Origin of the sequence: Streptomyces sp. NPDC085937 (assembly GCF_044540535.1) — a bacterium.
Taxonomy (GTDB): Bacteria; Actinomycetota; Actinomycetes; order Streptomycetales; family Streptomycetaceae; genus Streptomyces.
On record NZ_JBITSH010000001.1, the window covers coordinates 678,735 to 700,215 of the forward strand.

Below are 21,481 nucleotides of genomic sequence, written 5' to 3' on the forward strand. Positions count from 1 at the left end.
CGTGCGGGCCTCTTCGTTTTGACGCGGGACGCGGGAGCTCTGGGCGTCAACGCGCGCCGGGGAGTTCGCTCGGTCGCGTGATCGTTCGGCATATCCGCCAGGCGTATGCCAGCGCGCCCCTGGTTTCGCCCCATGGTCAGCTCATCCCATGAGGCCCTGCCCCGGATCTTCAGCAGGACCCGGGGCTCTCATCGGACCACGGCAGTGGTGCTCGCTCCGCCTGCGCCCTCTCGTCCTCGGTCCCGACGACCTGCCGGTGATCGACAGTCCGGACGAAGCCGCGCGCGACATCCCGCTCACCGTCCTGTCCGCGGCGCTGCACCGCCGTGATCCGGGCGCCGGTGCCATACTGAACGCGCTGGCCAAGGCACTCAAGGGCTTGTCGGCCGACGACGAGAACACCGCGACCACCTGCATCGAACTCACGGAACAGGGCCTGGGCGCGACGCAGGCCGCGGAATTGTGGAGGCATCTCATGGCCGTCGACCTTTCGTTCTTCCAGTCGCAGACCGCGCAGCAGCTTCGGGCGGAGGGCCGGGCGGAGAGCCGGGCGAAGGACCTGCTGATCCTCCTGGGGCACCGGGGTGTCGAGGTCTCCGAGGAGGACCGGGAGCGCGTCGTCGGCTGTGGTGATCCCGATGTGCTGGGCCTGTGGTTCAGGAAGGCTCTCACCGCGGCGTCGACGGCGGAGGTCTTCGCGTCGGACGGGGAGGCCGGGGCGGACGCCGGCTGACGGGTCTCCAGGTCGGGTTTCCCGGGCGGCGGCGGCAGCCGACGCCGCCGTCGGTCACCGTGTTGCCCGGCAGGAGGGGGGCCCGTCACCCCGGTTTCCTGGAGAGGCGGGACTGTGTCCCTCGCCGGTCGTCAGTGCGTTCGCCGGAGCCCGTCGACCAGGGTGGCGGCGAGGCGGCGGGCGTCGTAGTCCGGGTCGGTCTCCGCGCCGATGCAGAGGTTGCCCACACCGCGCATGAGGGTCAGGGCGCTGATGTCCACGCGGATCTCACCGGCCGCGGAGGCGGCGTCGAGCAGCTGGGTGCAGACGGGGACGAGCCGGTCGAGGAAGTACGCGTGCAGGCCCTCGAAGCCCGACTGGTCGGAGCGCAGGACGGCAGCCAGGCCGTGCTTGGTGACCAGGAAGTCGACGAACAGGTCGATCCACTGCCGCAGGGCGTCGTGCGGGGTCGGGGCGGACTCCAGGAGGGCCGGGCCGGCCTCGGCGCACGCCTCGACCTGGTGCCGGTACACGGCGATGATCAGGTCCGCCCGGGTGGGGAAGTGCCGGTAGAGGGTGCCCAGGCCGACTCCGGCCCGGGAAGCGATGTCGCGCACCGGGGCGTCCACGCCCGACGCGACGAAGGCCGCGGCGGCCGCCTCCAGCAGCGTCTCCTTGTTGCGCTGCGCGTCCTTGCGTCGTGACGCGGTGCCGCCCGCGTCGCCGCCCGTCTGCTTCACCGTGTCCGTTCCTCCACCTCGCGCATGCCTCCGCATGGTCTCACGCACGCCTGAGGGTGCTTCCGCATACCCAGTTTCTCTCCCCGCCTAGCAAAACGGAACGTTGTTCCGTATCGTTGGGCGCGTACCGGAACGCTGTTCCGTTTCACCTTCCCCGGAGGAGAGATCGTCATGCAGTACCGCACCCTCGGCCGCACCGGCGTCCAGGTCAGCGCGCTCGCGCTCGGCGCCATGAACTTCGGCGCCATCGGGCGCACCACGCAGGAGGAGGCCACCGCCATCGTCGACGCGGCCCTGGAGGCCGGCGTCAACGTCATCGACACCGCCGACATGTACGGCGACGGCGAGTCCGAGGAGATGGTCGGCAAGGCCATCGCCGGCCGCCGCGACGACATCGTGCTGGCCACGAAGGCGACCATGCCGATCGGCGAGGAGCGCAACCACCGCGGCAGCTCCCGCCGCTGGATCCACACCGCCCTGGACGACAGTCTGCGCCGCCTCGGTGTCGACCACGTGGACCTCTACCAGATGCACCGCTGGGACCCGACGACCAGCGACGAGGAGACCCTGGCGGCCCTCACCGACCTCCAGCGGGCGGGCAAGATCCGCTACTTCGGCTCCTCCACCTTCCCCGCGTACCGCATCGTGCAGGCGCAGTGGGCCGCCCGCGAGCACCGGCTGAGCCGCTACGTGACCGAGCAGCCCAGCTACTCGATCCTGCAGCGCGGCATCGAGGCCCACGTCCTGCCCGTGACGGAGGAGTACGGCATGGGCGTGCTGGCGTGGAGCCCGCTGGCTTCGGGCTGGCTGGCGGGGGCGGTGCGCGCCGGGCAGGAGGTCGCCACCCACCGCTCGGCGATCCTGCCGGAGCGCTTCGACCTCTCGCTCCCGCACAACCAGGCCCGGTACGCCGCCGTCGAGCGGCTGAGCAAGATCGCCGACGAGGCCGGGCTCACCCTGATCCAGCTGGCGCTCGGTTTCGTCACCGCGCACCCCGCCGTGACGGCCGCGCTCATCGGCCCCCGCACGGTGGAGCACCTCCACTCGCAGCTCGCCGCCGCGGACACGGTGCTGTCGGCCGACGTCCTCGACGCGATCGACGAGATCGTCACCCCCGGCACCGACCTGGCCCCCGGCGAGAAGTTCGACACCCCGCCCGCGCTGCTCGACGCCTCCCTGCGCCGCCGTCGCTGACCACCACCACCCGAACCGTAAGGGGGCCCCCGCCCATGCCCGACATGGCACGTCCGCCCGACGCGACCCGTCCGCCCGACGCGACCCGTCCGCCCGACGCGACTCGTCCGCTCGACACGACACGTCCGACCGTCCGGCCCGGGCGGCCCAGCTTCGGCATCATGACCGCGCCCTCGCAGGTCGGCTACGACGACCTCGTCCGCGTCTGGCGCGAGGCGGACGAGGTACCCGAGATCGAGCACGCCTGGCTGTTCGACCACCTCATGCCCATCTTCGGCGACCCCGACGGGCCGACGTTCGAGGGCTGGACGCTGCTGGCGGCCCTCGCGGCGCAGACCCGGCGGATGCGGCTGGGCGTCATGGTCACCAGCAACCGGTTCCGGCCGCCCGCCGTACTCGCCAAGATCGCGACGACCGTCGACATCGTCTCGGGCGGCCGGCTCGACTTCGGCATAGGCGTCGGCTCGCGCCCGTATCCGCCCGAGGCGTGGCGTGAGTATCCGGCGCACGGCCTGCCGTTCCAGGAGCCGGCGCGGGCGGTGGCCAGTCTCGCCGAGGCATGCGTGCTGATCAAGCGGCTCTGGACGGAGGAGAAGCCCTTCGACTTCCCCGGCGAACACCACCGGTTGACGGGGGCGTTCGGCAACCCGAAGCCGGTGCAGCGCCCGCACCCGCCCCTCCTCGTCGGTGGCCGTTCGTCCGCGACGCTGCGCGTGGTCGCCGAGCACGCCGACCTGTGGAACGTCCCGGGTGGCGACATCGACGACGTGCTGCGCCGCAGCGCCCTGCTCGACCGGTACTGCGCCGACATCGGCCGCGACCCCGCGTCGATCGTCCGGTCGGTCCACCTCCCCGTCGACACCGGCCGGCCCGACGCCGTACGGGAGGCGGTGGGGGAGGTGCTGGACGCGGGGTTCGCGCACATCGTGCTCGGGCTGCCGGCGCCGTTCCCCGAGGGCATCGCCCGCTGGGTCGCGGAGGAGGTGATCCGCCCGTCGGTGGGGTGAGGCGGCCCGAAGGCCCGGTCCGTGCACGGGTATTGACGCGCCGCTCGGCCGGATCGTACGGTCCGGCCATCCCTAATGTTTCGGATACGGCTTCGAAACATTCGAGAACCACGACGGGAATGAGAGCCCCCGCATGAGACCGTTCCGTTTCGCCACCGTGGCCCTCGCCACCGCAGCACTGGCCCTGCCGCTTCTTGGCGGTTCCGCGTCCGCCGCCCCGTCGGCCGGACCGAAGCCGCCGCCGCACTCCCACGCCTCGCACGACCGGCTCCGCGCGGCGGCCCCCGAAGGTTTCGTGATCGGCACCGCCGTGGCGGGCGGCGGCCACCACCTGGAGCAGGACTACCCGGACCCCTTCACGTACGACAAGGAGTACCGGAAGGTCCTGGGGCGGGAGTTCAGCTCCGTCTCGCCCGAGAACCAGATGAAGTGGGACTACATCCACCCCGAGCGCGACCGCTACGACTTCAAGCAGGCGGACGCGATCGTGGAGTTCGCCCGCCGCAACCACCAGGTCGTGCGCGGACACACGCTGCTGTGGCACAGCCAGAACCCGGCCTGGCTGGAGGAGGGCGACTTCACCAAGGCGGAGCTGCGCGGGATCCTGCGCGAGCACATCACCAAGGTGGTCGGCCGGTACAAGGGCAAGATCCAGCAGTGGGACGTCGCCAACGAGATCTTCGACGACCAGGGCAACCTGCGCACGCAGGAGAACATCTGGATCCGTGAGCTCGGTCCGGAGATCGTCGCGGACGCGTTCCGCTGGGCGCACCAGGCGGACCCCAAGGCGAAGCTGTTCTTCAACGACTTCAACGTCGAGAGCGTCAACGCGAAGAGCGACGCCTACTACGCCCTGATCAAGGATTTGCGCGCGCAGCGGGTGCCGGTGCACGGCTTCTCCGTGCAGGGCCACCTGAGCACGCGGTACGGCTTCCCCGGCGACCTGGCGGACAACCTGCGCCGCTTCGACGCCCTCGGCCTGGAGACCGCGATCACCGAGCTGGACGTCCGCATGGACGTGCCCGAGGGCTCGCTCCCGACCCCGGCCCAGGAGAAGCAGCAGGCCGAGTACTACCAGCGGACGCTGGAGGCGTGCCTGGACGTCGAGGGCTGCAACTCCTTCACCATCTGGGGCTTCACCGACAAGTACTCGTGGGTCCCGGTGTTCTTCGAGGGCGAGGGCTTCGCGACGGTCATGACGGACGACTTCGACCGCAAGCCGGCGTACCACGCCCTGCGCGACACCCTGAAGGACGCCCGCCACGACGACTGCGGGAAGGGCGGCCCGAAGGGCCCGAAGCACCGCAAGCACTGAGCGGTCCCCGCACGTCCCCCGCACCGCCGCCCCGCACCGCCGCCCCGGCCCGGTCGCCCGTCACCGGCCCGGGGCGGTCCCATGCGGCAGCCGCCCCCGGCACCGTCCACGTCCGCGACTCCAAGGCCCATCCCGGCCGGCCCCCGCCTCGCCCTCGCGCCTGCCGCGTGGGCCCGCTTCGTGACGCATTCCTCGAAGCGCTGAAGCGCACACCGGCCCGCCGTGCGGGGCATCCGTACTCCGTACACCACGTCCAGATAGCGGACGATCGGGCTCGCCCCTTGGTATCCGCTTAACGCAGGAGTAACACTGGGAGGGTCGGCCGTCCTGTCGTATACGAACGGGCGGCCGCCGTCCCGCGCGCGGCAACGGCGCCGAGCGCTCCTCACCGGTTCCCGTCCATGGGTCCCCCATGCGCCCGCGAACCGGCCGCCCGCCGTGCAAGAAAGGGACCCCGTGACCTCCGTGACCTCACGCCCCGACCCCAAGATCTCGCTCGACCAGCTCCGTGCCGAGGTGGAGCGCCGCAACCCGGCCGAGCCGGAGTTCCACCAGGCAGCGCGTGAGGTGCTGGAGACACTCGCCCCCGTACTCGCCGCGCGCCCCGAGTACGCCGACCCCGGCCTCGTGGAGCGGCTCGTCGAGCCCGAGCGGCAGATCATGTTCCGGGTGCCGTGGACGGACGACAACGGCCGCGTGCACGTCAACCGGGGCTTCCGTGTCGAGTTCAACAGCGCCCTCGGCCCGTACAAGGGCGGCCTGCGCTTCCACCCCTCGGTGAACCTCGGGATCATCAAGTTCCTCGGCTTCGAGCAGATCTTCAAGAACGCGCTCACCGGGCTCGGCATCGGCGGCGGCAAGGGCGGCAGCGACTTCGACCCGCAGGGCCGCAGCGACGCGGAGGTCATGCGCTTCTGCCAGTCGTTCATGACGGAGCTGTACCGGCACATCGGCGAGTACACCGACATTCCCGCCGGTGACATCGGCGTCGGCGCCCGCGAGATCGGCTACCTCTTCGGCCAGTACCGGCGCATCACCAACCGCTGGGAGGGTGGCGTCCTCACCGGCAAGAGCGCCGGCTGGGGCGGCTCGCTCATCCGCCCGGAGGCCACCGGGTACGGCAACGTGCTGTTCGCCGAGGCCATGCTGCGCGCCCGCGGCGAGGAACTGCTGGGGCAGACCGCGGTGGTCTCCGGCTCCGGCAACGTCGCGATCTACACCATCCAGAAGCTCGCCGCCCTGGGAGCCAACCCGATCACCTGCTCCGACTCCGGCGGCTACGTCGTCGACGAGAAGGGCATCGACCTGGAGCTGCTGCGCCAGATCAAGGAGGTCGAGCGCGGCCGGGTGAGCGACTACGCGGACCGCCGGGGCGCCTCCGCGCGGTTCGTGCCCGGCGGACGGGTCTGGGAGGTCCCCGCGGACGTCGCCCTGCCGTCGGCCACGCAGAACGAGCTGAACGCCGTCGACGCCGACGCCCTCATCCGCAACGGTGTGAAGGCGGTCTCCGAGGGCGCGAACATGCCGACCACGCCGGAGGCCGTGCAGCTCTTCCAGCGGGCCGGCGTCGCCTTCGGCCCCGGCAAGGCGGCCAACGCGGGCGGTGTCGCCGTCAGCGCGCTGGAGATGACGCAGAACGCGTCGCGCACCAGCTGGAAGGCCGACCAGGTCGAGGCCGAGCTGGCCCGGATCATGACCGACATCCACAGCACCTGCGCGGAGACCGCCGAGCGCTACGGTGCCCCCGGCGACTACGTGACCGGCGCGAACATCGCCGGCTTCGAGCGGGTCGCGGACGCGATGCTGGCGCAGGGCGTCATCTGAGGCGTACGGCGTACGGTCGTGGGGCCGGGGGCATCGCGCCCTCGGCCCCGCCGCCGTTCAGGGGGTGGGGATGCCCGCCGGACGGGCCGGGCGGCCGAAGCGGGCGGGGACGCCCGGGGAGTACAGCACGCTGACCGGTGCCCCGGCCGGTGCCGGCAGCCCGGCCGCCGCGACCAGGTCCTCCTCGCACTCCAGCAGCTCGGCCCGGTACAGGGGCCAGCGCGGATGGGCGTTCGGGAGATACATCGACCGCCCGAAGAACGTGCCGTGCATGCCCCAGCGGGCGGTGAGGAAGTGCTCCAGCTCCGTCGGCTCGGCGATAGCCTCTCCCCGCCGCACGGTGAGCCGCGTACCGGCGCCGCGCGGGCCGGGCCAGCGCCGGGCGGCCGTGTACGTGACGGTGCGGTCGTCGACGTGCCGCACCCGCATCCGCGACCAGAGGTACGGCATCCCGAAGCCGAGGCGGCCGGCCAGCACCGGGATCAGCCGGGAGGCGTCCAGGGAGAGGAACACCACCCCGCGCCGCCCGTGGTCGTCCACCGAGTAGAGGCGGACGTTGGTCTCCGGGAAGTTCCCCAGGTACGGCACGCCCGGCAGCCTCAGCCAGCCCACCCGGTGCATACGGAACGCGACGAGACCGACGTACGTGACCCCGTCGAGGGTGTCGGGCACGGCGCCCGGCGGCAGCAGCCCCGCCACGTCGGCCGGGTCCACCGCCCAGTGCACGAAGGTCAGGTCGAGCCAGGACTGGGTGAGCAGCGGACGCGCGATCGTCTCCGGCGGGTCGGGCGTCACGGGCTGCGGGGTGGAGGGCACGGCGCCAGTATCGCGGAGGCGCCGCGGTGTTCAGCGGTGGCCCATGTGGCCCTGGCCGCGGCGCGGAGGCGTCGGCCACGCTGGACGTATGCAGAAGCTCTCGCTCGACGCCCTCGTCCGCACCCACCTGGAGCAGGCCGCCACCGCCTCCAGCGGCCGCAGCGCGACCACCGTCCACGGCGGCCACGAGCACACCCTGCGCCAGACGCTGCTCGCGCTGACCGCCGGCACGAGCCTCGCCGAGCACGACAGCCCCGGCGAGGCCACCCTGCTCGTCCTGCGCGGCCGCGTCCGCCTCACCAGCGACGCCGCGGACTGGGAGGGCCGCACCGGCGACCTCCTCGCCATCCCGGACGCCCGGCACGGCCTGCACGCCCTGGAGGACGCGGCGGTGCTGCTGACGGTCGCGAAGGAGGGCTGACGTCGGTGAACTTGGACGACTGAGGGCCCCGCGCCGCACGCGATGACGGTGCGATGACACGATGTCGGCACGTCATCGACCGAAGGGGGACGCCGGCGACATGGCCCGTTACATGGAAACGCTGACCGTCGAACGGGGCGGTTTCCGGATCAAGGTGCCGGAGAGCTGGTGGGAGTTCGACGTACGGCCGGAGTCGCGGGACGACTCGATCCACCGCATGGTGACCGAACGCCTGCGCGCCCACCCCGAACTGGCCCCGCACCGCGACACGTACATCTCCTTCCTGCGCAAGGCCGCGGCGGACGCCTGGAAGTCGGGCGCCCTGTACTGCGGCTGCATGGCGGAGACCTTCGGGGGCGACACCCCGATCACCGGCTCGGTCACCGTCTCGCTGGTCGGCGGCCGCACCAGCAAGGGCGACCCGCTCCCCACCGACCCCGAGGCGGTCACCGCCCAGCTCGCGGTCAAGGAGGCGAAACGGGAGGGCGACTCCTGGCGCGAGGTGACCACCGTCGACATCCCGGGCGTCGGCCCGGCGGCCCGGACGTACGGCATCGAGGACGTGCCGGTACCGGGCGACGAACTCGGCCGCACGATCCGGGCGGTGCTGATGCAGACGTTCATCCCGGTGCCGGGGCAGGAGGGCAAGGTCGCCCTGGTCGCGGGCAGCAGCCAGGTCCTGGACCTGGCGGAGTCCTTCTTCGACATCTTCGACGCGATCACGTCGACGTTCCGGTTCGCGGACTGAGCGGACTGAGCGGACTGAGCGGGCTGAGCGGGCTGAGCGGGCATGACGCGGTCGTGGGACTGGGCGACCGGGGAGGGCCTCCTGGGGCTCGACAACCCGGAGGAGTGGGACGCCGCATTCGAACGCGGTGAGCGGAGTCTGGGCACGGCGGCGATCGGCCTGGCCTTCAACTGCCCGCTGGAGGACGCCTCCCCGCGTCTCGTCCGCGCGACGCAACTCCGGGACACCGCCCAACGAGGCTTCGCCTTCACGGCGGTGGGGACGGCGGCAAGGCTGAACGGGGCGCTGACACCGGAGCTGTACGAGGTGCTGCGGGCGGCGGGTCCCGGCCGCAGAAGCATCGCGGTTAACGCCGTCGACGACACCCTGACCTTCGTACCGTTCCGCGACCTGCCGCCGTGGTTGAAGCGGTGGGCGGTGTACCGGGCGGTGCGGGACAAGGCGGAGGGGTGGTGGCTGCGAGGGGAAGACGCGGTGGGGGATGCCTGGCGGGCTCTGCGGAAGCGCCGTTCCTGAACACGGGCGGCAGCTGTCCGGCCTTTCAGTCGAACAGCCGTGCCCGGTAAGTTCACGTGTGCATACGGGTGTTGGCGATGTGCGCGTGACGGGGGTTGCGGGATGGCGGGTCATCGGCCGAGTGATTGGCATGTCCTTGATCTGGACAAGGATCCGACGCCCGGCGACCCGGAGCGGGTGCGCAAGCTCGCGAGGTTCCTGCACGACTTCGCCGATGACGTCTCCGAGGCGTTGCGTCTGGTCAAGGGAATGGCCGGTGAGGGGACGTTGGCGGAGTGGGCCGGCAAGTCGGCGAAGGTGTTCAAGGAGGAGTTCTCCGGCGTTCCCAAGAATCTGCGGAAGCTGGAGAAGTCGTACGCGCTGTGCGGGGACGCGCTGGCGGACTACTGGCCGAAGCTGGAGCGGGCGCAGGCGCTGGCGGACAAGGCGTTGGCGAAGGCGCGTGAGGCGCAGGCGGACCTGACGTCGGCGAAGTCGAAGCTGGCGTCGGCGGAGTCGTGGGTGGGGCGGGCGACGAAGGAGGCCGACAAGTACAAGGACGACCCGACGGGGTCGAAGTCGGACGCGGACAAGCCCGACGAGGCGAAGGTGCGGGCCGCGACCCGGGACGTGCAGAGCGCCAAGAGCGCGCACACGAAGGCGCAGTCGGATGTGACGTCCGCGCAGAACGCGCTGGACGCGGCGAAGAAGATGGCCGCGGACGCGCGGAAGATGCGCGAGGAGGCGGCGCGGGACGCGAAGTCGAAGATCGACGAGGCCTCAGACGCGGGGATCCAGAACCGGTCGTGGTGGGAGGAGATCGGCGACTGGTTCACCGACAACTGGGACAACATCGTCGCGGCCTGCAAGATCGTGGTGGCGGTCGTCGGCATCGTCGCGATGATCATCGGCGGGCCGATCCTCGGCGCGATCGTCCTCATCGCCGCCCTCGTCGTCCTCGCCGACACGCTCTACAAATATTCCAAAGGCCAGGCCTCCCTCTGGGACGTCGGGCTCGCCGCGTTGGGTTGCATACCCGGCATGAAGGGGCTGACCACCCTCGGCGGACTCGCCCGGGGTGCCAAAGCCCTGGGGCAAGGCGGCCTCAGGGGCATGGCGGCGGCCGTACGGGGTCTGGGCAAGAGCGCCCGCAGCATGGTCACTGGTACCAAGGGGGCCTGGAACCGGCTGAGCAAGGTGGTCCGCTCCAAAGGCAGCGACCCCGTGGACATGGCCACGGGCGCGATGTACCTGCCGCAGTCGGACATCGAGTTGCCGGGTCTGCTGCCGCTCGTCTTCACGCGACGCGTCGCCTCCGACTACCGGTGCGGCTGGTGGTTCGGTCCCACCTGGGCCTCGACCATCGACCAACGACTCGAGGTCGACACGGCCGGCATCGTGTATGTCACCGAGGACGGACTGCTGATCGCGTACCCGCATCCGGTAGACGTACAGACACCAGTACTTCCCGTGGCAGGGCCGCGGTGGCCACTGACTCGCACCGAGGGCGGCGGCTACCGGATCGACGACCCGGCGACCGGGCACACCCGTCACTTCGCCCGCCCCGACGGTCAGGGCATCGCACTGATCACAGGTATCAGTGACCGCAACCACCACACGATCACCTTCGACCACGACGAGCACGGCACTCCGCTCGCAATGCGTCACTCCGGCGGCTACCACCTCGCCTTCACTACCGAAGGTGGCCGGGTCACCACCCTCAGTCTGCTCGGCGCCGCCGAGGACGGGTCGGACGTCGTCGTCAGGCGTTACGGCTACACCGAAGGCAGTCTGACCGAAGTGATCAACTCCTCGGGCCTGCCACTGCGTTTCACCTACGACCACCGTCTCCGCGTCACGTCCTGGACAGACAGGAACAACAGCCGTTACGCGTACACCTACGACGAATGGGACCGCTGCGTCGCCGAAGGCGGCGAGGCCGGCCACATCACCGTCACCCTCGACTACGACGGCATCGACTCCAGGTGGCCCGACTGCCGCGTCACCACTCTCACCACGGCCGAAGGCGCGGTCAGTCGTTTCGTCGTCAACGCCGGCAGCCAGGTCGTCGCCGAGATCGATCCTCTCGGCGGGATCACACACACCGCCTACGACGACCACCACCACGTTGTCTCTCAGACCGACGAACTCGGCCACACCACCGAGTACGTGAACGACGAACTCGGCCGCCCCCTAGTCATCCGCTATCCGGACGGGACCCGGACGACGATCGCGTACGACGAGCTGGGCCTGCCCGTCGAGACGGCGATGCCGGACGGAGGACGGTGGCTGCGCACGTACGACGCACGTGGCAACGGTCTCACCCTCACCGACCCCACGGGAGCGACGAGCCGTTTCCGCTATGACGAGCAGGGCGGTCTCGTGGAGTTCACGGACGCCCTCGGAGCGGTCACCCACCTCGTGAACAACGACGCGGGCCTCATCGTGGAGGCCACGGACCCGCTCGGCGGACGAACACTGCTGCAACGTGACGCCTTTGGCCGGAGGCTCTCGGAGACCGGCCCACTGGGCACCGTGACCTGGTGGCGCTGGAACACGGAGGGCGAGCTGCTCGGCCTCACCCGTCCCGACGGGTCCACCGAGTCCTGGACGTACGACGCGGAGGGCAACTGCACGGGCCACACCGACGCGATGGGCGCCGAGACCCGCTGGTCCTACACCCACTTCGACCTGCCCAGCGCCCGCGCCAACCCCGACGGGACGGAGTACCGCTTCGAGTACGACCCGTCGCTCCGGCTGACACGGGTGACCGGCCCGACGGGCCGTACCTGGGACTACACCTACGACGCCGCAGGGCGTCTGACCGAGGAGTCGGACTTCGAGAACCGGGTCGTCCGCTATGCGTACGACGCGTCGGGCCGGCTCACCGCACGGACCAGCGCGGCCGACGAGGTCATCCGTCACACCCGGGACGTAATGGGGCGGTTGGTACGCACCGAGTCCGGTGGTGAGGCCACGGACTTCACCTACGACGCGTCCGGCCGCCTCACGGGGGCCGTATGGCCGGGCGGACGACTGTCCCGCTCGTACGACGCCTCGGGGCAGCTGACGGAGGAGACGATCAACGGGCACACACTGCACCTCGCGTACGACCCGGCGGGGCAGCTCATCCGGCGCCGCACCCCCTCCGGTGCCGACACGACGTACTCTTTCGACGCCGCCGGCCGGAGGACCGGGCTGACCTCGGGCCGACACACCGTGGCCTCGGCCCATGACGCGGAAGGTCGGGAGACGAGCCGGACCTGGGAGCAAGCCCTTCACCTGGCGCAGGCGTGGGACTCCGCCGGCAGGCTGGTCGGCAGCCGGGTGCGCGGGCCCGACGGCTCGGTGGTGTCTTCGCACGAGTACCTGTGGAGGCCGGACGGTGCACCGTCCGGAGCCGGGCCACGGAGTTACAGCCTCGACACCGCCGGGAGGGTCGTCCAGGTACACGCGGCCGACTGGACCGAGACGTACGTCTACGACCGAGAGGGCAACCAGTCGGAGGCCCACTGGCCCCCGACGCACCCCGGTACCGAGGCTTCGGGGCCGCGCGAGTACGCAGGAGCGCGGCTTGTCGCCGCCGGACGGACGCGGTACGAGCATGACGCGAGCGGGCGGCTCACCGTACGGCGCCGCACCCGCCTGTCCCGGAAGCCGGACGTGTGGCGTTACACCTGGGACGCGCAGGACCGGTTGTCGGAGGTCATTACCCCCGACGGGACCGTTTGGCGCTACCACTACGACCCGCTCGGGCGCCGTACGGCCAAGCAACGCCTGGGCGACGACGGGCGGACCGTGCTGGAGGAGACCCGGTTCACCTGGCACGAGGGGATTCTGGTCGAGCAGTGCACGACCATGGCCGGAGTGCCCGTTGCCCAGACCATGACCTGGGAGTTCGACGAGAGCGGTATGGAGCCGCTGGCACAGGCGGAGCGGTACACGCGTGTCGAAGGCCTGCCGCAGGACGAGGTGGACAGCCGCTTCTACGCCATCGTCACCGACTCCATCGGGCTCCCCAGTGAGTTGCTCGACGAGCACGGCACCGTCGTCTGGCGCCGTACCTCGACCTTGTGGGGGGTGACCACATGGAACCCCGACGCGACGGCGTACACGCCCCTGCGCTTCCCGGGCCAGTACCACGATGCCGAGACGGGGCACCACTACAACCTGCACCGCCACTACGACCCCGAGACGGGTCGGTACCTCAGCCCGGATCCCCTGGGTCTGACCGCGGCCCCGAACCCGGACACGTACGTCCACAACCCTCTGACGTGGCTCGACCCCTACGGGCTCTCCCCGTACCCGCCGATCAGGGTGAGGCCGGGGCAGCAGGTGAAGAAGGGCACGCCGTACGAGATGAGCCCGCCGGAGCGGGAGTTCGTGGAGAAACTTCTGGAGAAACGAACGAACTTGCGCGTCTACCGTACTCACGGAAAGCAGGCAGAGGGAGATTTCGTGATCGTGGACATGACCAACAAGAATCATAAGGTCGGGTGGGTGGTCGACCACAAGATGAATGCCGACAAGGTCACCAAGGGTAACCAATTCACAAATGCGGCTCGAGCGGCGAAGAGTCTCGGTCTTGAGAAGTACGAGATTGCGACGGGTGACACCGGAAAATTGTTGAGCATTCTCAGTCGTGGTCGCGGCGCGTGGGGCGGAAGCTGATCATGATTGTATTTCCCAGGCTCCTCAGTGATCTGCTGGACGAGATGGACGGTCCGCGAGCGGGCCATCTGGCGTTGGACTTCGCATGGCATGTGCTGGATCTGGAGCGGGAAGGAATCGAGGAACCGGTACTGTCCGCGTGCTTGGAGTACATCGAGGCGGCTCATGAGGCGATTGACCTAGGAGAGGCCGTGCCTCGCTTGTTGGAAGTCAGGGAACGCCTGGATGCGGTTGCCGAGCGGAGGGTTTCCAACATGTTTTTCCTTGCCGGCGAAGCGCAGTTCACGGTGGATGCGGCGCGTGTCGGTGTGGGATTGATGCTGGACAAGGCGTACGAGCGGGGTCCGTTCAGTCACCCTTCCTGCCTGTCCGTCGCCCGCCAACTGCAGGCGGAGGTCGGCCGCTGGGTCGCCCAACATTGTGAGGGCGGTGCCGATGAGCGTCTTGTAGCTCGCCGGGCCCGTTGGGAGGAAGCCCGTTGGCAGGTGTTGCACATCCTCAGGACGGAACCCAATCCGCACAATGACGCCGGGTGACCTCTGTACCGCCCGCGTCGCACCACCCCGGCCGGCACGGTCAGTACGTACGCGTACGACGCCGCCCACAACCCCGTTGAAATGGGCGCCGCCCGGCGCGAGGCCAACGGTCTGAACAGCATCCGCAAGATCATCGAGCGGGAGATGCAGAGCCCGCCGCAGGGGTTCACCGAACGGGGACTGGAAGTACTGATCAAGAAACGGAGGGAGAGGCTTACCGGCCAAGGAGCCGGGCCGGGAAGGTGCTCCCCCTGCCAGTCGGCAATCGCGAAAGGACTCCTCGGTGTCCCAGCCCGTCGACCCCACCCAGTCCCTGGAACGGCTCGAGGGGCAGCGCTGGACCGAGCCGCCGGAGGACGCCACTGCGCTGGTCAGAGCGGTCCACGAACTGCGGCGTCGCCCTGTCGGCGACCTTCGGCCCGACGAGCTGGCCCGCCTGATCACCCAGGACGTCGGGCTGCTCTGGCTGCTCCCACTCGCGGTCCGCATCCTCCGGGACACGGCCCCGTCCCAGATCGCGGGAGGTTGGTACGACGACGACCTTCTGTACGCAGTGGTGACGCGGAAGACGCAGGTGTGGGAACAGTTCCCGGAGCTGGCCCGTGAGCTGAAGGCGACTGTCGAGACACTGGTCGACCTCTCGCGCTATGTACGGGAGGAGGCCGCTGCCTTCTGCGCCGCAGTTCCCGAGGCATCGTGATGGCCGATGCCCACGACATAGCGCGGACAGTGTCGCCACCTCCCGTACGGTCGGGCCGCATGGTGGCTTTGGATACCAAGTGACGTCTCGTGTGGAGTTCGGGTGGAGGCAATGGTGCGGTATGGCGTCTGAATGTGACTGGGAAGGTGGCGAAGGGCTGCTGGGCATGGACGACCCGGCAGAATGGGACGCGGCATGCGAGCGTGGTGAAAACCATCTCGGCACCGCGGCGATCGGGCTGGCCTACAACTGTTCGTTGGAGGAGGCGGCGCCGCGAATTGTCAGAGCGATGCAGTTTTCGGATTCCGAGCAACGAAGGTACGCGTTCACTGCCGCGGGTGCGGCGGCGCGGGTCAATCGAAATCTGACGCCGCAACTGTACGCAGCCCTCCGCGATGAAGGGCCGAAAGGCCTTGCCATGCACGCCATTGCAGACACTCTCTACGCCGTACCGTTCCGGAATTTGCCCCTGTCGTTCAAGTGGCGGAAGGTGCGGTCGAAGGCGCGGAACAAGCTGGAGAGTTGGTGGCTGCGCTCCGGTGAAGCGGTGGGTGACGCCTGGCGGTCCCTGCGCGGTCGGCGTTCCTGAGGAGCGACAGGCCGGCCGGGCCATGGCCGGCACTGGGGCGCGGGATGTCGCGCGTGCCTCGGTGGCTGGCTGGTTGAGCCGTCATCGGAGTGGAGCTTCAGGTGATGCCGACCACCCGCGCGAACCATCCCGAACTGGGGGCCGTATCCAAGTGCTGAAGTTCGCAGATGGTACGGGGATGGGGCGTACCGATGCTGACTTCGGAGGCCGCCCGGTGTCGAACCCCAGGCAGCTCCGCGTCCTGGACCTGCGCCATGGCATCATCCGGGCTCAGGCGCTCACACCAGAGGAGTCTCTGGCATCCATCGAGCAAACGCTGAGAGAGCCATGAGCACGCCCGAACTTCACTGGTTCAAAAGCAGCTACAGCGACAGCAGTAACGGCAATGACTGCATAGAAATCGCCCCCACCACCACCGTCCACGTCCGCGACTCCAAGAACGCATCCGGCCCGCGGCTCACGCTCACGCCGGAGGCGTGGGGGGACTTCGTGACCTACGCGTCGCAGAGCTGACCCCACGACGCCCGCGCCCCACGCGAAGCTGAAGTCTCGCGTGGGGTGTTCCGCGCCGGTGACGGATCAGTCGTCGGGGCTCCGCACGCACCCCCTGTGCGACGCCCGTGCCTCACTGCGCGATCTGATCTGGCTGAATTCCACCATGCCGAGAACGCATCGCGGCCGAGCAGCCCGCGGTGCTGGACGAGTACCTCGTGAAGGCTGCGACCACTGACGTGTAGTGCGTACTCCTCGCCGAAGCCCCAGCAGCTGTCCTCCAGGATGCGGTGGAGTTCGTCATGTTCCTTGACACGTGGCTTCGCTTCCGGAACGAGGACGAGGTCTGCCAGAGCGGCGAGGAAGTCGATGCGGTCGGCCACGCGGTCGAGGCCTTGATCAGCGCTGAGACGGTGGTCCGGTCCAGGAGCCGGACCAGCTCGCCCCTGCGGGACGATGGCGGCCGTGAACTCACGTGCGGAGGGCAATCCGGTGCACGGAACACCGAAGGCGCCGTGCCCGTCCTGTGTTCATGTGCTGGATCAACTGGGAGTTCGGGCGGTGGTGTGAGTGAGTAACGACCTGACACGCGGGTGGTCGCGGGAGACCGGGGACGTGCTGCGCCGTGCGGGCTGGAAGCCTGGACGTGCCGTGCCCACGGGGACCTGGGGGTCGGTACTGGGCGAGCGCGGGGCATTCGTGCTCCATGGCGCCGCCGAGGCGTTCCTCGCCGAGTTCGGCGGCCTTGTCACGTACGGCTGGCCGGCCGACTCGATCACCACCGCGTCGGCGGTCCGGTTCGACCCCCTGGGGGCCGCGTGGCAGAGGGAGCGCTTCGCCGAGGCCTGCCGGGAAGCGGGAACGTCGTTGTGTCCGGTGGGCACCGCGGACCAGGGAGCAAGCCTTCTCGGCATCAGCGAAGACGGTGTGATCCACCTCGTGCGGGAGAGTGCGGAACCGATAGGGACGAGCATCGATCAGGCGCTGGACCGCCTGGTGGAGACACAGCGGGCGCAGTCCGGGCTCTGGTCACCTGGAGGGGCAGCCCAGGAGCACCCCTTCTGGCGGCGCTTCCGTGCCGGGCACGCCGGTCCGGACACCGAGTCGCGTCGACCTGAGGAGACGGGACGTGTGCTGAGGGCGGCGGGCTGGTCCCCGGGCCGGAAAGTGGCCACGGACACGTGGGAGAGCATTCTCCTGCACACCGATGAGTTCGAGTTGCACGACGCCGCCCGCCGCTTCCTCGCCGAGTTCGGTGCCCTGGGCGTCCCCCACCGGGAGCCCGCGGACTCGATGCCGTGGATGGAGTTCTCGCTCGACCCCCTCGCGGCGATGTGGGACGCCGAGATCATCGACGACCTCGCCGAACAGGCGGGTGCCGAGCTGTACCCCATCGGTACGCGGGACCGCGGCAACCAGTACCTCGCCATGGCGGAGGACGGCGCCGTGTACGCGGGCATGGACCAGGTCCACCTGCTGGCCCCCACCCCTGACGAAGCCCTGCGCAGGCTCACCTCCCGGATCCGCCCGGAGGCCACCCCATGACCGCCCGGGCCCCCTCGGCCGTCCGCCGGCGCCGAACCACTACGCGTACGTCAAGAATCCACCGCAGCGGAAGGATCCACTCGGGCTGGAAGCCCTGTGCACGGTGGATCTGTGCCATGGCACCTTCCGAAGCGCCGCCGACAACATCATCACCAATGGAATCAACCCCGACATCAGCCCGCACGGTGCGTCCGTCGGGGACCTCACGGGGTGGGAAACGCGGTCGGCCCCTCCGAAGGGCTCACACGTCTGGACGCTCGCCGAGTGCACGCCCCGGAGCCAGGGTCCCTGGATCCGGGCTGTCCCCGATCCTGCCGGCGGCATCGCGGAGACCGGCGCCCTTCGCGCCAAGCGAGAACTCGCGAGGAGGGGGGGCGAATGACAGAGACGTTCATTCAGGAAGTCGGAGAGGGATACTCATGCACGTGACGATGGAGACATGATGGATGTTCGGGCAGAAGTGACCCGGTTCGCGGGAGCTTCCCCCTGCCGGGCCTCGTCGACGCCTGGCACTGGTCGCCGGCGCCCGGGATCGACTTCGCCGGGGCGCTTTCGAGGGACGGCGAGAGGCTGCTGCAGCTCAGTGGCAGGGATTCGTACGACGCGGAGCTCGCGACGCGCACCCTTGCCTTCGCTCGCGAGCACGAGGACGAGATCTTCGCGCGCAATGCCTTCGTCGGCGCTCTTGAGGGCTTCGTGGCCCCGGAGGGCACGCGCTCCGACGCCGTCGTCGGCATCGCTCCCGAGGTGCACCGGTTCTACAAGAACGAGAGGCCCGAGCTGACGCCGCGCGTACGGCTCGCCTTTCCCGCGTACTCCTGCGAGTTCTCCGGCAACGAGACACTCGACGAGGCGATCACCCGCTACCGCACGCTCGGTCTGACCGACCTGCGCCGAGGTCCCTCGCCCTTCCTGAAGATGAGGTATGCCAACACCAGGACCAGAGGGCGCAGCACCGACCCAGGGCGTGGTCTCGCCGACCCCGACCGGCTCCTCGACGAGCTGCGCGCGATCGAAGGCGGCGCCGGCAGCTTCGTCGAGTTCGAGAACCGGCACGGTGACGTCTGGCGGGTCGAATGGCACGGGGCGTACCACATCGCGGAGTGGAACACAGGAGACGGCAGGCCGCGGGAGATCGGAGTCGACGACCTCCTGGACTTCGCCGTCGCACGTCTGCACGCATAGTCGCACTGGTTCGAAACCCGCCCGCCGACAGCGGGTGGGTTTGCTCACGCCACCCCCCGGGGTACTCTCTTCCGCCCGATTGGCCAGTCCCCCTCCCTCTGTGGCAGACTGTCCGAGTTGCTCGGTCGAGCGTTGATGCTGCGCGCCTCCCGCCGGGAGGACCGGAAGCGAGTCCCACAGTACTCGTCGTCCCTGATTAGGGGCGGACGTACGGGAATCTTCCGGGAAGTGTGGTGCGGCGCCGGCCAGGCGCCCGGTGGGCCTTTCGCCCCCGGTCCGCGGTTCTGGTAGGGCCGTGTCAATCCCGCAGGGATGTTCGAACAAGGGACATCTGTGTCAGCGGGAGCGCGACACGCCCGACCGCGTGGGTCGGAGGTGAGGGGAGCCGCTCCGGGTTCCAGAGCGTAATGAGAGACAGGACTACGAAGTAGCCATGGCGGGACAGAAGATCCGCATCCGGCTCAAGGCCTACGACCACGAGGTCATCGACTCTTCGGCGAAGAAGATCGTCGAGACGGTGACTCGCACTGGTGCGTCGGTCGCGGGCCCGGTGCCGCTGCCCACTGAGAAGAACGTGTACTGCGTCATCAAGTCGCCGCACAAGTACAAGGACTCGCGCGAGCACTTCGAGATGCGCACGCACAAGCGCCTGATCGACATCCTCGACCCGACCCCCAAGACCGTTGACTCTCTGATGCGACTCGACCTCCCGGCCGGTGTCGACATCGAGATCAAGCTCTGAGGCCGGTGATCTAGAGATGGCAAAGCAGATCAAGGGCATCCTGGGCGAGAAGCTCGGCATGACGCAGGTGTGGGACGCGAACAACCGCGTCGTCCCGGTCACCGTCGTCAAGGCCGGCCCCAATGTCGTCACCCAGGTCCGCACGAACGACGTCGACGGCTACGAGTCCGTCCAGATCGCCTTCGGCGAGATCGACCCGCGCAAGGTGAACAAGCCCCTCAAGGGTCACTTCGCCAAGGCCGACGTCACCCCCCGTCGTCACCTCGTCGAGATCCGCACGTCGGACGCCTCCGAGTACACGCTGGGCCAGGAAGTCACCGCCGAGGTCTTCGAGTCCGGCGTGAAGGTCGACGTCACCGGCAAGAGCAAGGGCAAGGGCTTCGCCGGTGTCATGAAGCGTCACAACTTCAAGGGCCTCGGCGCCGGTCACGGCACCCAGCGCAAGCACCGCTCGCCCGGTTCCATCGGTGGCTGTGCCACCCCGGGTCGTGTGTTCAAGGGCCTCCGCATGGCGGGTCGTATGGGCAACGAGCGGGTCACCACCCAGAACCTGACCGTCCACGCCGTTGACGCGGAGAAGGGTCTGCTGCTCATCAAGGGCGCGGTTCCTGGTCCGAACGGCGGCCTCGTCCTGGTCCGCACCGCGGCCAAGGGGGCCTGAGGTAACCGATGAGCACTGTTGACATCCTTTCGCCGGCGGGCGACAAGGCCGGTACCGTCGAGCTCCCCGCGGAGATCTTCGACGTCGAGAAGGTCAGCGTTCCGCTGATCCACCAGGTCGTCGTCGCGCAGCTGGCCGCTGCCCGCCAGGGCACCCACAAGACGAAGACCCGTGGCGAGGTCCGTGGTGGCGGCAGGAAGCCGTACCGCCAGAAGGGCACCGGCCGCGCCCGTCAGGGCTCGACCCGCGCGCCGCAGTTCGCCGGTGGTGGCGTCGTGCACGGTCCCGTGCCGCGCGACTACTCGCAGCGCACGCCCAAGAAGATGAAGGCTGCCGCCCTGCGTCACGCCCTCACCGACCGGGCGCGCCACAACCGCATCCACGTCGTCACCGGCGTGGTCGAGGGCGAGAACCCCTCGACGAAGGCCGCCAAGACGCTGTTCGGCAAGATCTCGGAGCGCAAGAACCTGCTCCTGGTCGTCGACCGCGCCGACGAGGCCGCGTGGCTTTCCGCCCGCAACCTGCCCCAGGTCCACATCCTGGAGCCGGGCCAGCTGAACACGTACGACGTTCTCGTCTCGGACGACGTGGTCTTCACCAAGGCCGCTTTCGAGTCCTTCGTCGCCGGCCCGAACAAGGCCAACGACAACGAAGGGAGCGAGGTCTGATGGCTGCCCGTCACCCCTCGATCGCCTCGAAGGCCGCCAAGGCGGCCAAGGCCCGTCGCGTCGCCAAGGCGCGCCGCCACGAGGCCGAAGGCAAGAACACCGTCGTCACCCCGGCGAGCAAGTCGTACACGGACCCCCGTGACGTGCTGCTCAAGCCGGTCGTGTCGGAGAAGAGCTACGCGCTGATCGACGAGAACAAGTACACGTTCCTCGTCGACCCCAACGCGAACAAGACCCAGATCAAGCAGGCCGTCCAGGCGGTCTTCGAGGTCAAGGTCACCGGGGTCAACACGATCAACCGCATCGGCAAGCGCAAGCGGACCCGCACCGGCTTCGGCCAGCGTGCGGCGACCAAGCGCGCGATCGTGACCCTCGCCGAGGGCGACCGTATCGACATCTTCGGCGGTCCGACCGCGTAAG

At 69.4% G+C, this 21,481-nt stretch carries 21 protein-coding genes and 2 pseudogenes; 21 read left to right on the top strand and 2 right to left on the bottom strand.

All coding sequences use genetic code 11. The annotated features are described in order from the left end of the window. Window positions 1–256 precede the first annotated feature (256 nt). Window positions 257–733, top strand: coding sequence for a hypothetical protein (locus ACIF8S_RS02890; protein WP_399996951.1), 477 nt, complete (start codon window positions 257–259; stop codon window positions 731–733). A 131-nt stretch (window positions 734–864) separates the two neighbouring features. Here the strand turns inward: ACIF8S_RS02890 and ACIF8S_RS02895 are convergent, their stop codons facing one another. Next, window positions 865–1,488: a TetR/AcrR family transcriptional regulator gene (locus ACIF8S_RS02895; RefSeq protein ID WP_399996952.1), complete on the bottom strand. Its 624-nt coding sequence runs from the start codon at window positions 1,486–1,488 to the stop codon at window positions 865–867. 135 nt (window positions 1,489–1,623) lie between these two features. Between ACIF8S_RS02895 and ACIF8S_RS02900 the strand changes: the two genes are divergently transcribed. The 4 genes from ACIF8S_RS02900 (at window position 1,624) to gdhA (ending at window position 6,792) form a co-directional block, all read left to right on the top strand. Next, a complete protein-coding gene (locus tag ACIF8S_RS02900) occupies window positions 1,624–2,646 on the top strand; it encodes an aldo/keto reductase (RefSeq protein WP_399996953.1) in 1,023 nt (340 codons plus the stop codon). A gap of 161 nt (window positions 2,647–2,807) precedes the next feature. Then, window positions 2,808–3,653 carry an LLM class flavin-dependent oxidoreductase gene (locus ACIF8S_RS02905; protein ID WP_399997071.1) on the top strand — a complete coding sequence of 282 codons (846 nt, stop codon included), beginning with the start codon at window positions 2,808–2,810 and terminating at the stop codon, window positions 3,651–3,653. 133 nt (window positions 3,654–3,786) lie between these two features. After that, entirely contained in the window at window positions 3,787–4,968 is a 1,182-nt protein-coding gene (locus ACIF8S_RS02910; protein ID WP_399996954.1) for an endo-1,4-beta-xylanase, read from the top strand. 465 nt (window positions 4,969–5,433) lie between these two features. Beyond that, the gene (gene gdhA / locus ACIF8S_RS02915; protein WP_399997072.1) at window positions 5,434–6,792 is read left to right on the top strand and encodes an NADP-specific glutamate dehydrogenase; all 1,359 of its coding nucleotides are present in this window, start codon (window positions 5,434–5,436) and stop codon (window positions 6,790–6,792) included. A 57-nt stretch (window positions 6,793–6,849) separates the two neighbouring features. Here gdhA and ACIF8S_RS02920 read toward each other — a convergent pair whose 3' ends face one another. Next, window positions 6,850–7,608 carry a YqjF family protein gene (locus ACIF8S_RS02920; protein WP_399996956.1) on the bottom strand — a complete coding sequence of 253 codons (759 nt, stop codon included), beginning with the start codon at window positions 7,606–7,608 and terminating at the stop codon, window positions 6,850–6,852. 88 nt (window positions 7,609–7,696) lie between these two features. On the opposite strand from ACIF8S_RS02920, the gene ACIF8S_RS02925 reads away from it, so the two are divergent. The 16 genes and pseudogenes from ACIF8S_RS02925 to rplW all read left to right on the top strand — a co-directional run bounded on the left by ACIF8S_RS02925 (window position 7,697) and on the right by rplW (window position 21,480). Then, window positions 7,697–8,029, top strand: a complete 333-nt coding sequence (locus ACIF8S_RS02925; RefSeq protein ID WP_399996957.1) for a cupin domain-containing protein — start codon at window positions 7,697–7,699, stop codon at window positions 8,027–8,029. A 100-nt stretch (window positions 8,030–8,129) separates the two neighbouring features. Then, window positions 8,130–8,777: a hypothetical protein gene (locus ACIF8S_RS02930; protein ID WP_399996958.1), complete on the top strand. Its 648-nt coding sequence runs from the start codon at window positions 8,130–8,132 to the stop codon at window positions 8,775–8,777. A 42-nt stretch (window positions 8,778–8,819) separates the two neighbouring features. Beyond that, on the top strand, window positions 8,820–9,293 hold the full coding sequence (locus ACIF8S_RS02935; protein WP_399996960.1) for a hypothetical protein: 474 nt from the start codon (window positions 8,820–8,822) through the stop codon (window positions 9,291–9,293). Window positions 9,294–9,470: 177 nt separating this feature from the next. Beyond that, window positions 9,471–13,943 carry a DUF6531 domain-containing protein gene (locus ACIF8S_RS02940; protein WP_399996961.1) on the top strand — a complete coding sequence of 1,491 codons (4,473 nt, stop codon included), beginning with the start codon at window positions 9,471–9,473 and terminating at the stop codon, window positions 13,941–13,943. After that, window positions 13,928–14,479 carry a hypothetical protein gene (locus tag ACIF8S_RS02945; RefSeq protein WP_399996962.1) on the top strand — a complete coding sequence of 184 codons (552 nt, stop codon included), beginning with the start codon at window positions 13,928–13,930 and terminating at the stop codon, window positions 14,477–14,479. Before ACIF8S_RS02940 ends, ACIF8S_RS02945 begins: the two co-directional genes overlap by 16 nt. Window positions 14,480–14,482: 3 nt before the next feature. Then, window positions 14,483–14,680 (top strand): annotated as a pseudogene (locus ACIF8S_RS02950) (polymorphic toxin type 28 domain-containing protein); the annotation flags it as partial. A gap of 82 nt (window positions 14,681–14,762) precedes the next feature. Further along, window positions 14,763–15,179, top strand: a complete 417-nt coding sequence (locus tag ACIF8S_RS02955) for a contact-dependent growth inhibition system immunity protein (protein WP_399996963.1) — start codon at window positions 14,763–14,765, stop codon at window positions 15,177–15,179. A 166-nt stretch (window positions 15,180–15,345) separates the two neighbouring features. After that, complete coding sequence (locus tag ACIF8S_RS02960) at window positions 15,346–15,768, top strand: hypothetical protein (RefSeq protein ID WP_399996964.1); 423 nt, start codon at window positions 15,346–15,348, stop codon at window positions 15,766–15,768. A gap of 89 nt (window positions 15,769–15,857) precedes the next feature. Next, window positions 15,858–16,099: pseudogene (locus tag ACIF8S_RS02965) on the top strand (Scr1 family TA system antitoxin-like transcriptional regulator); the annotation flags it as partial. Then, window positions 16,096–16,281, top strand: a complete 186-nt coding sequence (locus ACIF8S_RS02970; protein WP_058916784.1) for a DUF397 domain-containing protein — start codon at window positions 16,096–16,098, stop codon at window positions 16,279–16,281. The pseudogene ACIF8S_RS02965 and the gene ACIF8S_RS02970, both read left to right, overlap by 4 nt. A gap of 549 nt (window positions 16,282–16,830) precedes the next feature. After that, window positions 16,831–17,805: an SUKH-3 domain-containing protein gene (locus ACIF8S_RS02975; RefSeq protein WP_230229084.1), complete on the top strand. Its 975-nt coding sequence runs from the start codon at window positions 16,831–16,833 to the stop codon at window positions 17,803–17,805. Between the two features lie 696 nt (window positions 17,806–18,501). After that, a complete protein-coding gene (locus ACIF8S_RS02980; protein WP_399996966.1) occupies window positions 18,502–18,990 on the top strand; it encodes a hypothetical protein in 489 nt (162 codons plus the stop codon). Window positions 18,991–19,423: 433 nt separating this feature from the next. Then, window positions 19,424–19,732 carry a 30S ribosomal protein S10 gene (gene rpsJ / locus ACIF8S_RS02985; protein ID WP_003948644.1) on the top strand — a complete coding sequence of 103 codons (309 nt, stop codon included), beginning with the start codon at window positions 19,424–19,426 and terminating at the stop codon, window positions 19,730–19,732. Window positions 19,733–19,748: 16 nt separating this feature from the next. Further along, window positions 19,749–20,393, top strand: coding sequence for a 50S ribosomal protein L3 (gene rplC, locus ACIF8S_RS02990; RefSeq protein WP_024883197.1), 645 nt, complete (start codon window positions 19,749–19,751; stop codon window positions 20,391–20,393). 8 nt (window positions 20,394–20,401) lie between these two features. After that, complete coding sequence (gene rplD, locus ACIF8S_RS02995; RefSeq protein WP_349790926.1) at window positions 20,402–21,061, top strand: 50S ribosomal protein L4; 660 nt, start codon at window positions 20,402–20,404, stop codon at window positions 21,059–21,061. Next, window positions 21,061–21,480 carry a 50S ribosomal protein L23 gene (gene rplW / locus ACIF8S_RS03000; protein ID WP_399996968.1) on the top strand — a complete coding sequence of 140 codons (420 nt, stop codon included), beginning with the start codon at window positions 21,061–21,063 and terminating at the stop codon, window positions 21,478–21,480. The genes rplD and rplW overlap by 1 nt, the downstream gene beginning before the upstream one ends. Window position 21,481: the final 1 nt, after the last annotated feature.

What these genes read in the sequence shown, in the direction of transcription:
- ACIF8S_RS02900 (WP_399996953.1), top strand. Translation starts at nt 1,624, where the DNA reads ATGCAGTACCGCACCCTCGGCCGCACCGGCGTCCAGGTCAGCGCGCTC.
- rplW (WP_399996968.1), top strand. Translation starts at nt 21,061, where the DNA reads ATGGCTGCCCGTCACCCCTCGATCGCCTCGAAGGCCGCCAAGGCGGCC.
- ACIF8S_RS02935 (WP_399996960.1), top strand. Translation starts at nt 8,820, where the DNA reads ATGACGCGGTCGTGGGACTGGGCGACCGGGGAGGGCCTCCTGGGGCTC.
- rplC (WP_024883197.1), top strand. Translation starts at nt 19,749, where the DNA reads ATGGCAAAGCAGATCAAGGGCATCCTGGGCGAGAAGCTCGGCATGACG.
- ACIF8S_RS02925 (WP_399996957.1), top strand. Translation starts at nt 7,697, where the DNA reads ATGCAGAAGCTCTCGCTCGACGCCCTCGTCCGCACCCACCTGGAGCAG.
- rplD (WP_349790926.1), top strand. Translation starts at nt 20,402, where the DNA reads ATGAGCACTGTTGACATCCTTTCGCCGGCGGGCGACAAGGCCGGTACC.
- ACIF8S_RS02910 (WP_399996954.1), top strand. Translation starts at nt 3,787, where the DNA reads ATGAGACCGTTCCGTTTCGCCACCGTGGCCCTCGCCACCGCAGCACTG.
- ACIF8S_RS02905 (WP_399997071.1), top strand. Translation starts at nt 2,808, where the DNA reads ATGACCGCGCCCTCGCAGGTCGGCTACGACGACCTCGTCCGCGTCTGG.
- rpsJ (WP_003948644.1), top strand. Translation starts at nt 19,424, where the DNA reads ATGGCGGGACAGAAGATCCGCATCCGGCTCAAGGCCTACGACCACGAG.
- ACIF8S_RS02970 (WP_058916784.1), top strand. Translation starts at nt 16,096, where the DNA reads ATGAGCACGCCCGAACTTCACTGGTTCAAAAGCAGCTACAGCGACAGC.
- ACIF8S_RS02960 (WP_399996964.1), top strand. Translation starts at nt 15,346, where the DNA reads ATGGACGACCCGGCAGAATGGGACGCGGCATGCGAGCGTGGTGAAAAC.
- ACIF8S_RS02895 (WP_399996952.1), bottom strand. Translation starts at nt 1,488, where the DNA reads ATGCGGAGGCATGCGCGAGGTGGAGGAACGGACACGGTGAAGCAGACG.
- ACIF8S_RS02930 (WP_399996958.1), top strand. Translation starts at nt 8,130, where the DNA reads ATGGCCCGTTACATGGAAACGCTGACCGTCGAACGGGGCGGTTTCCGG.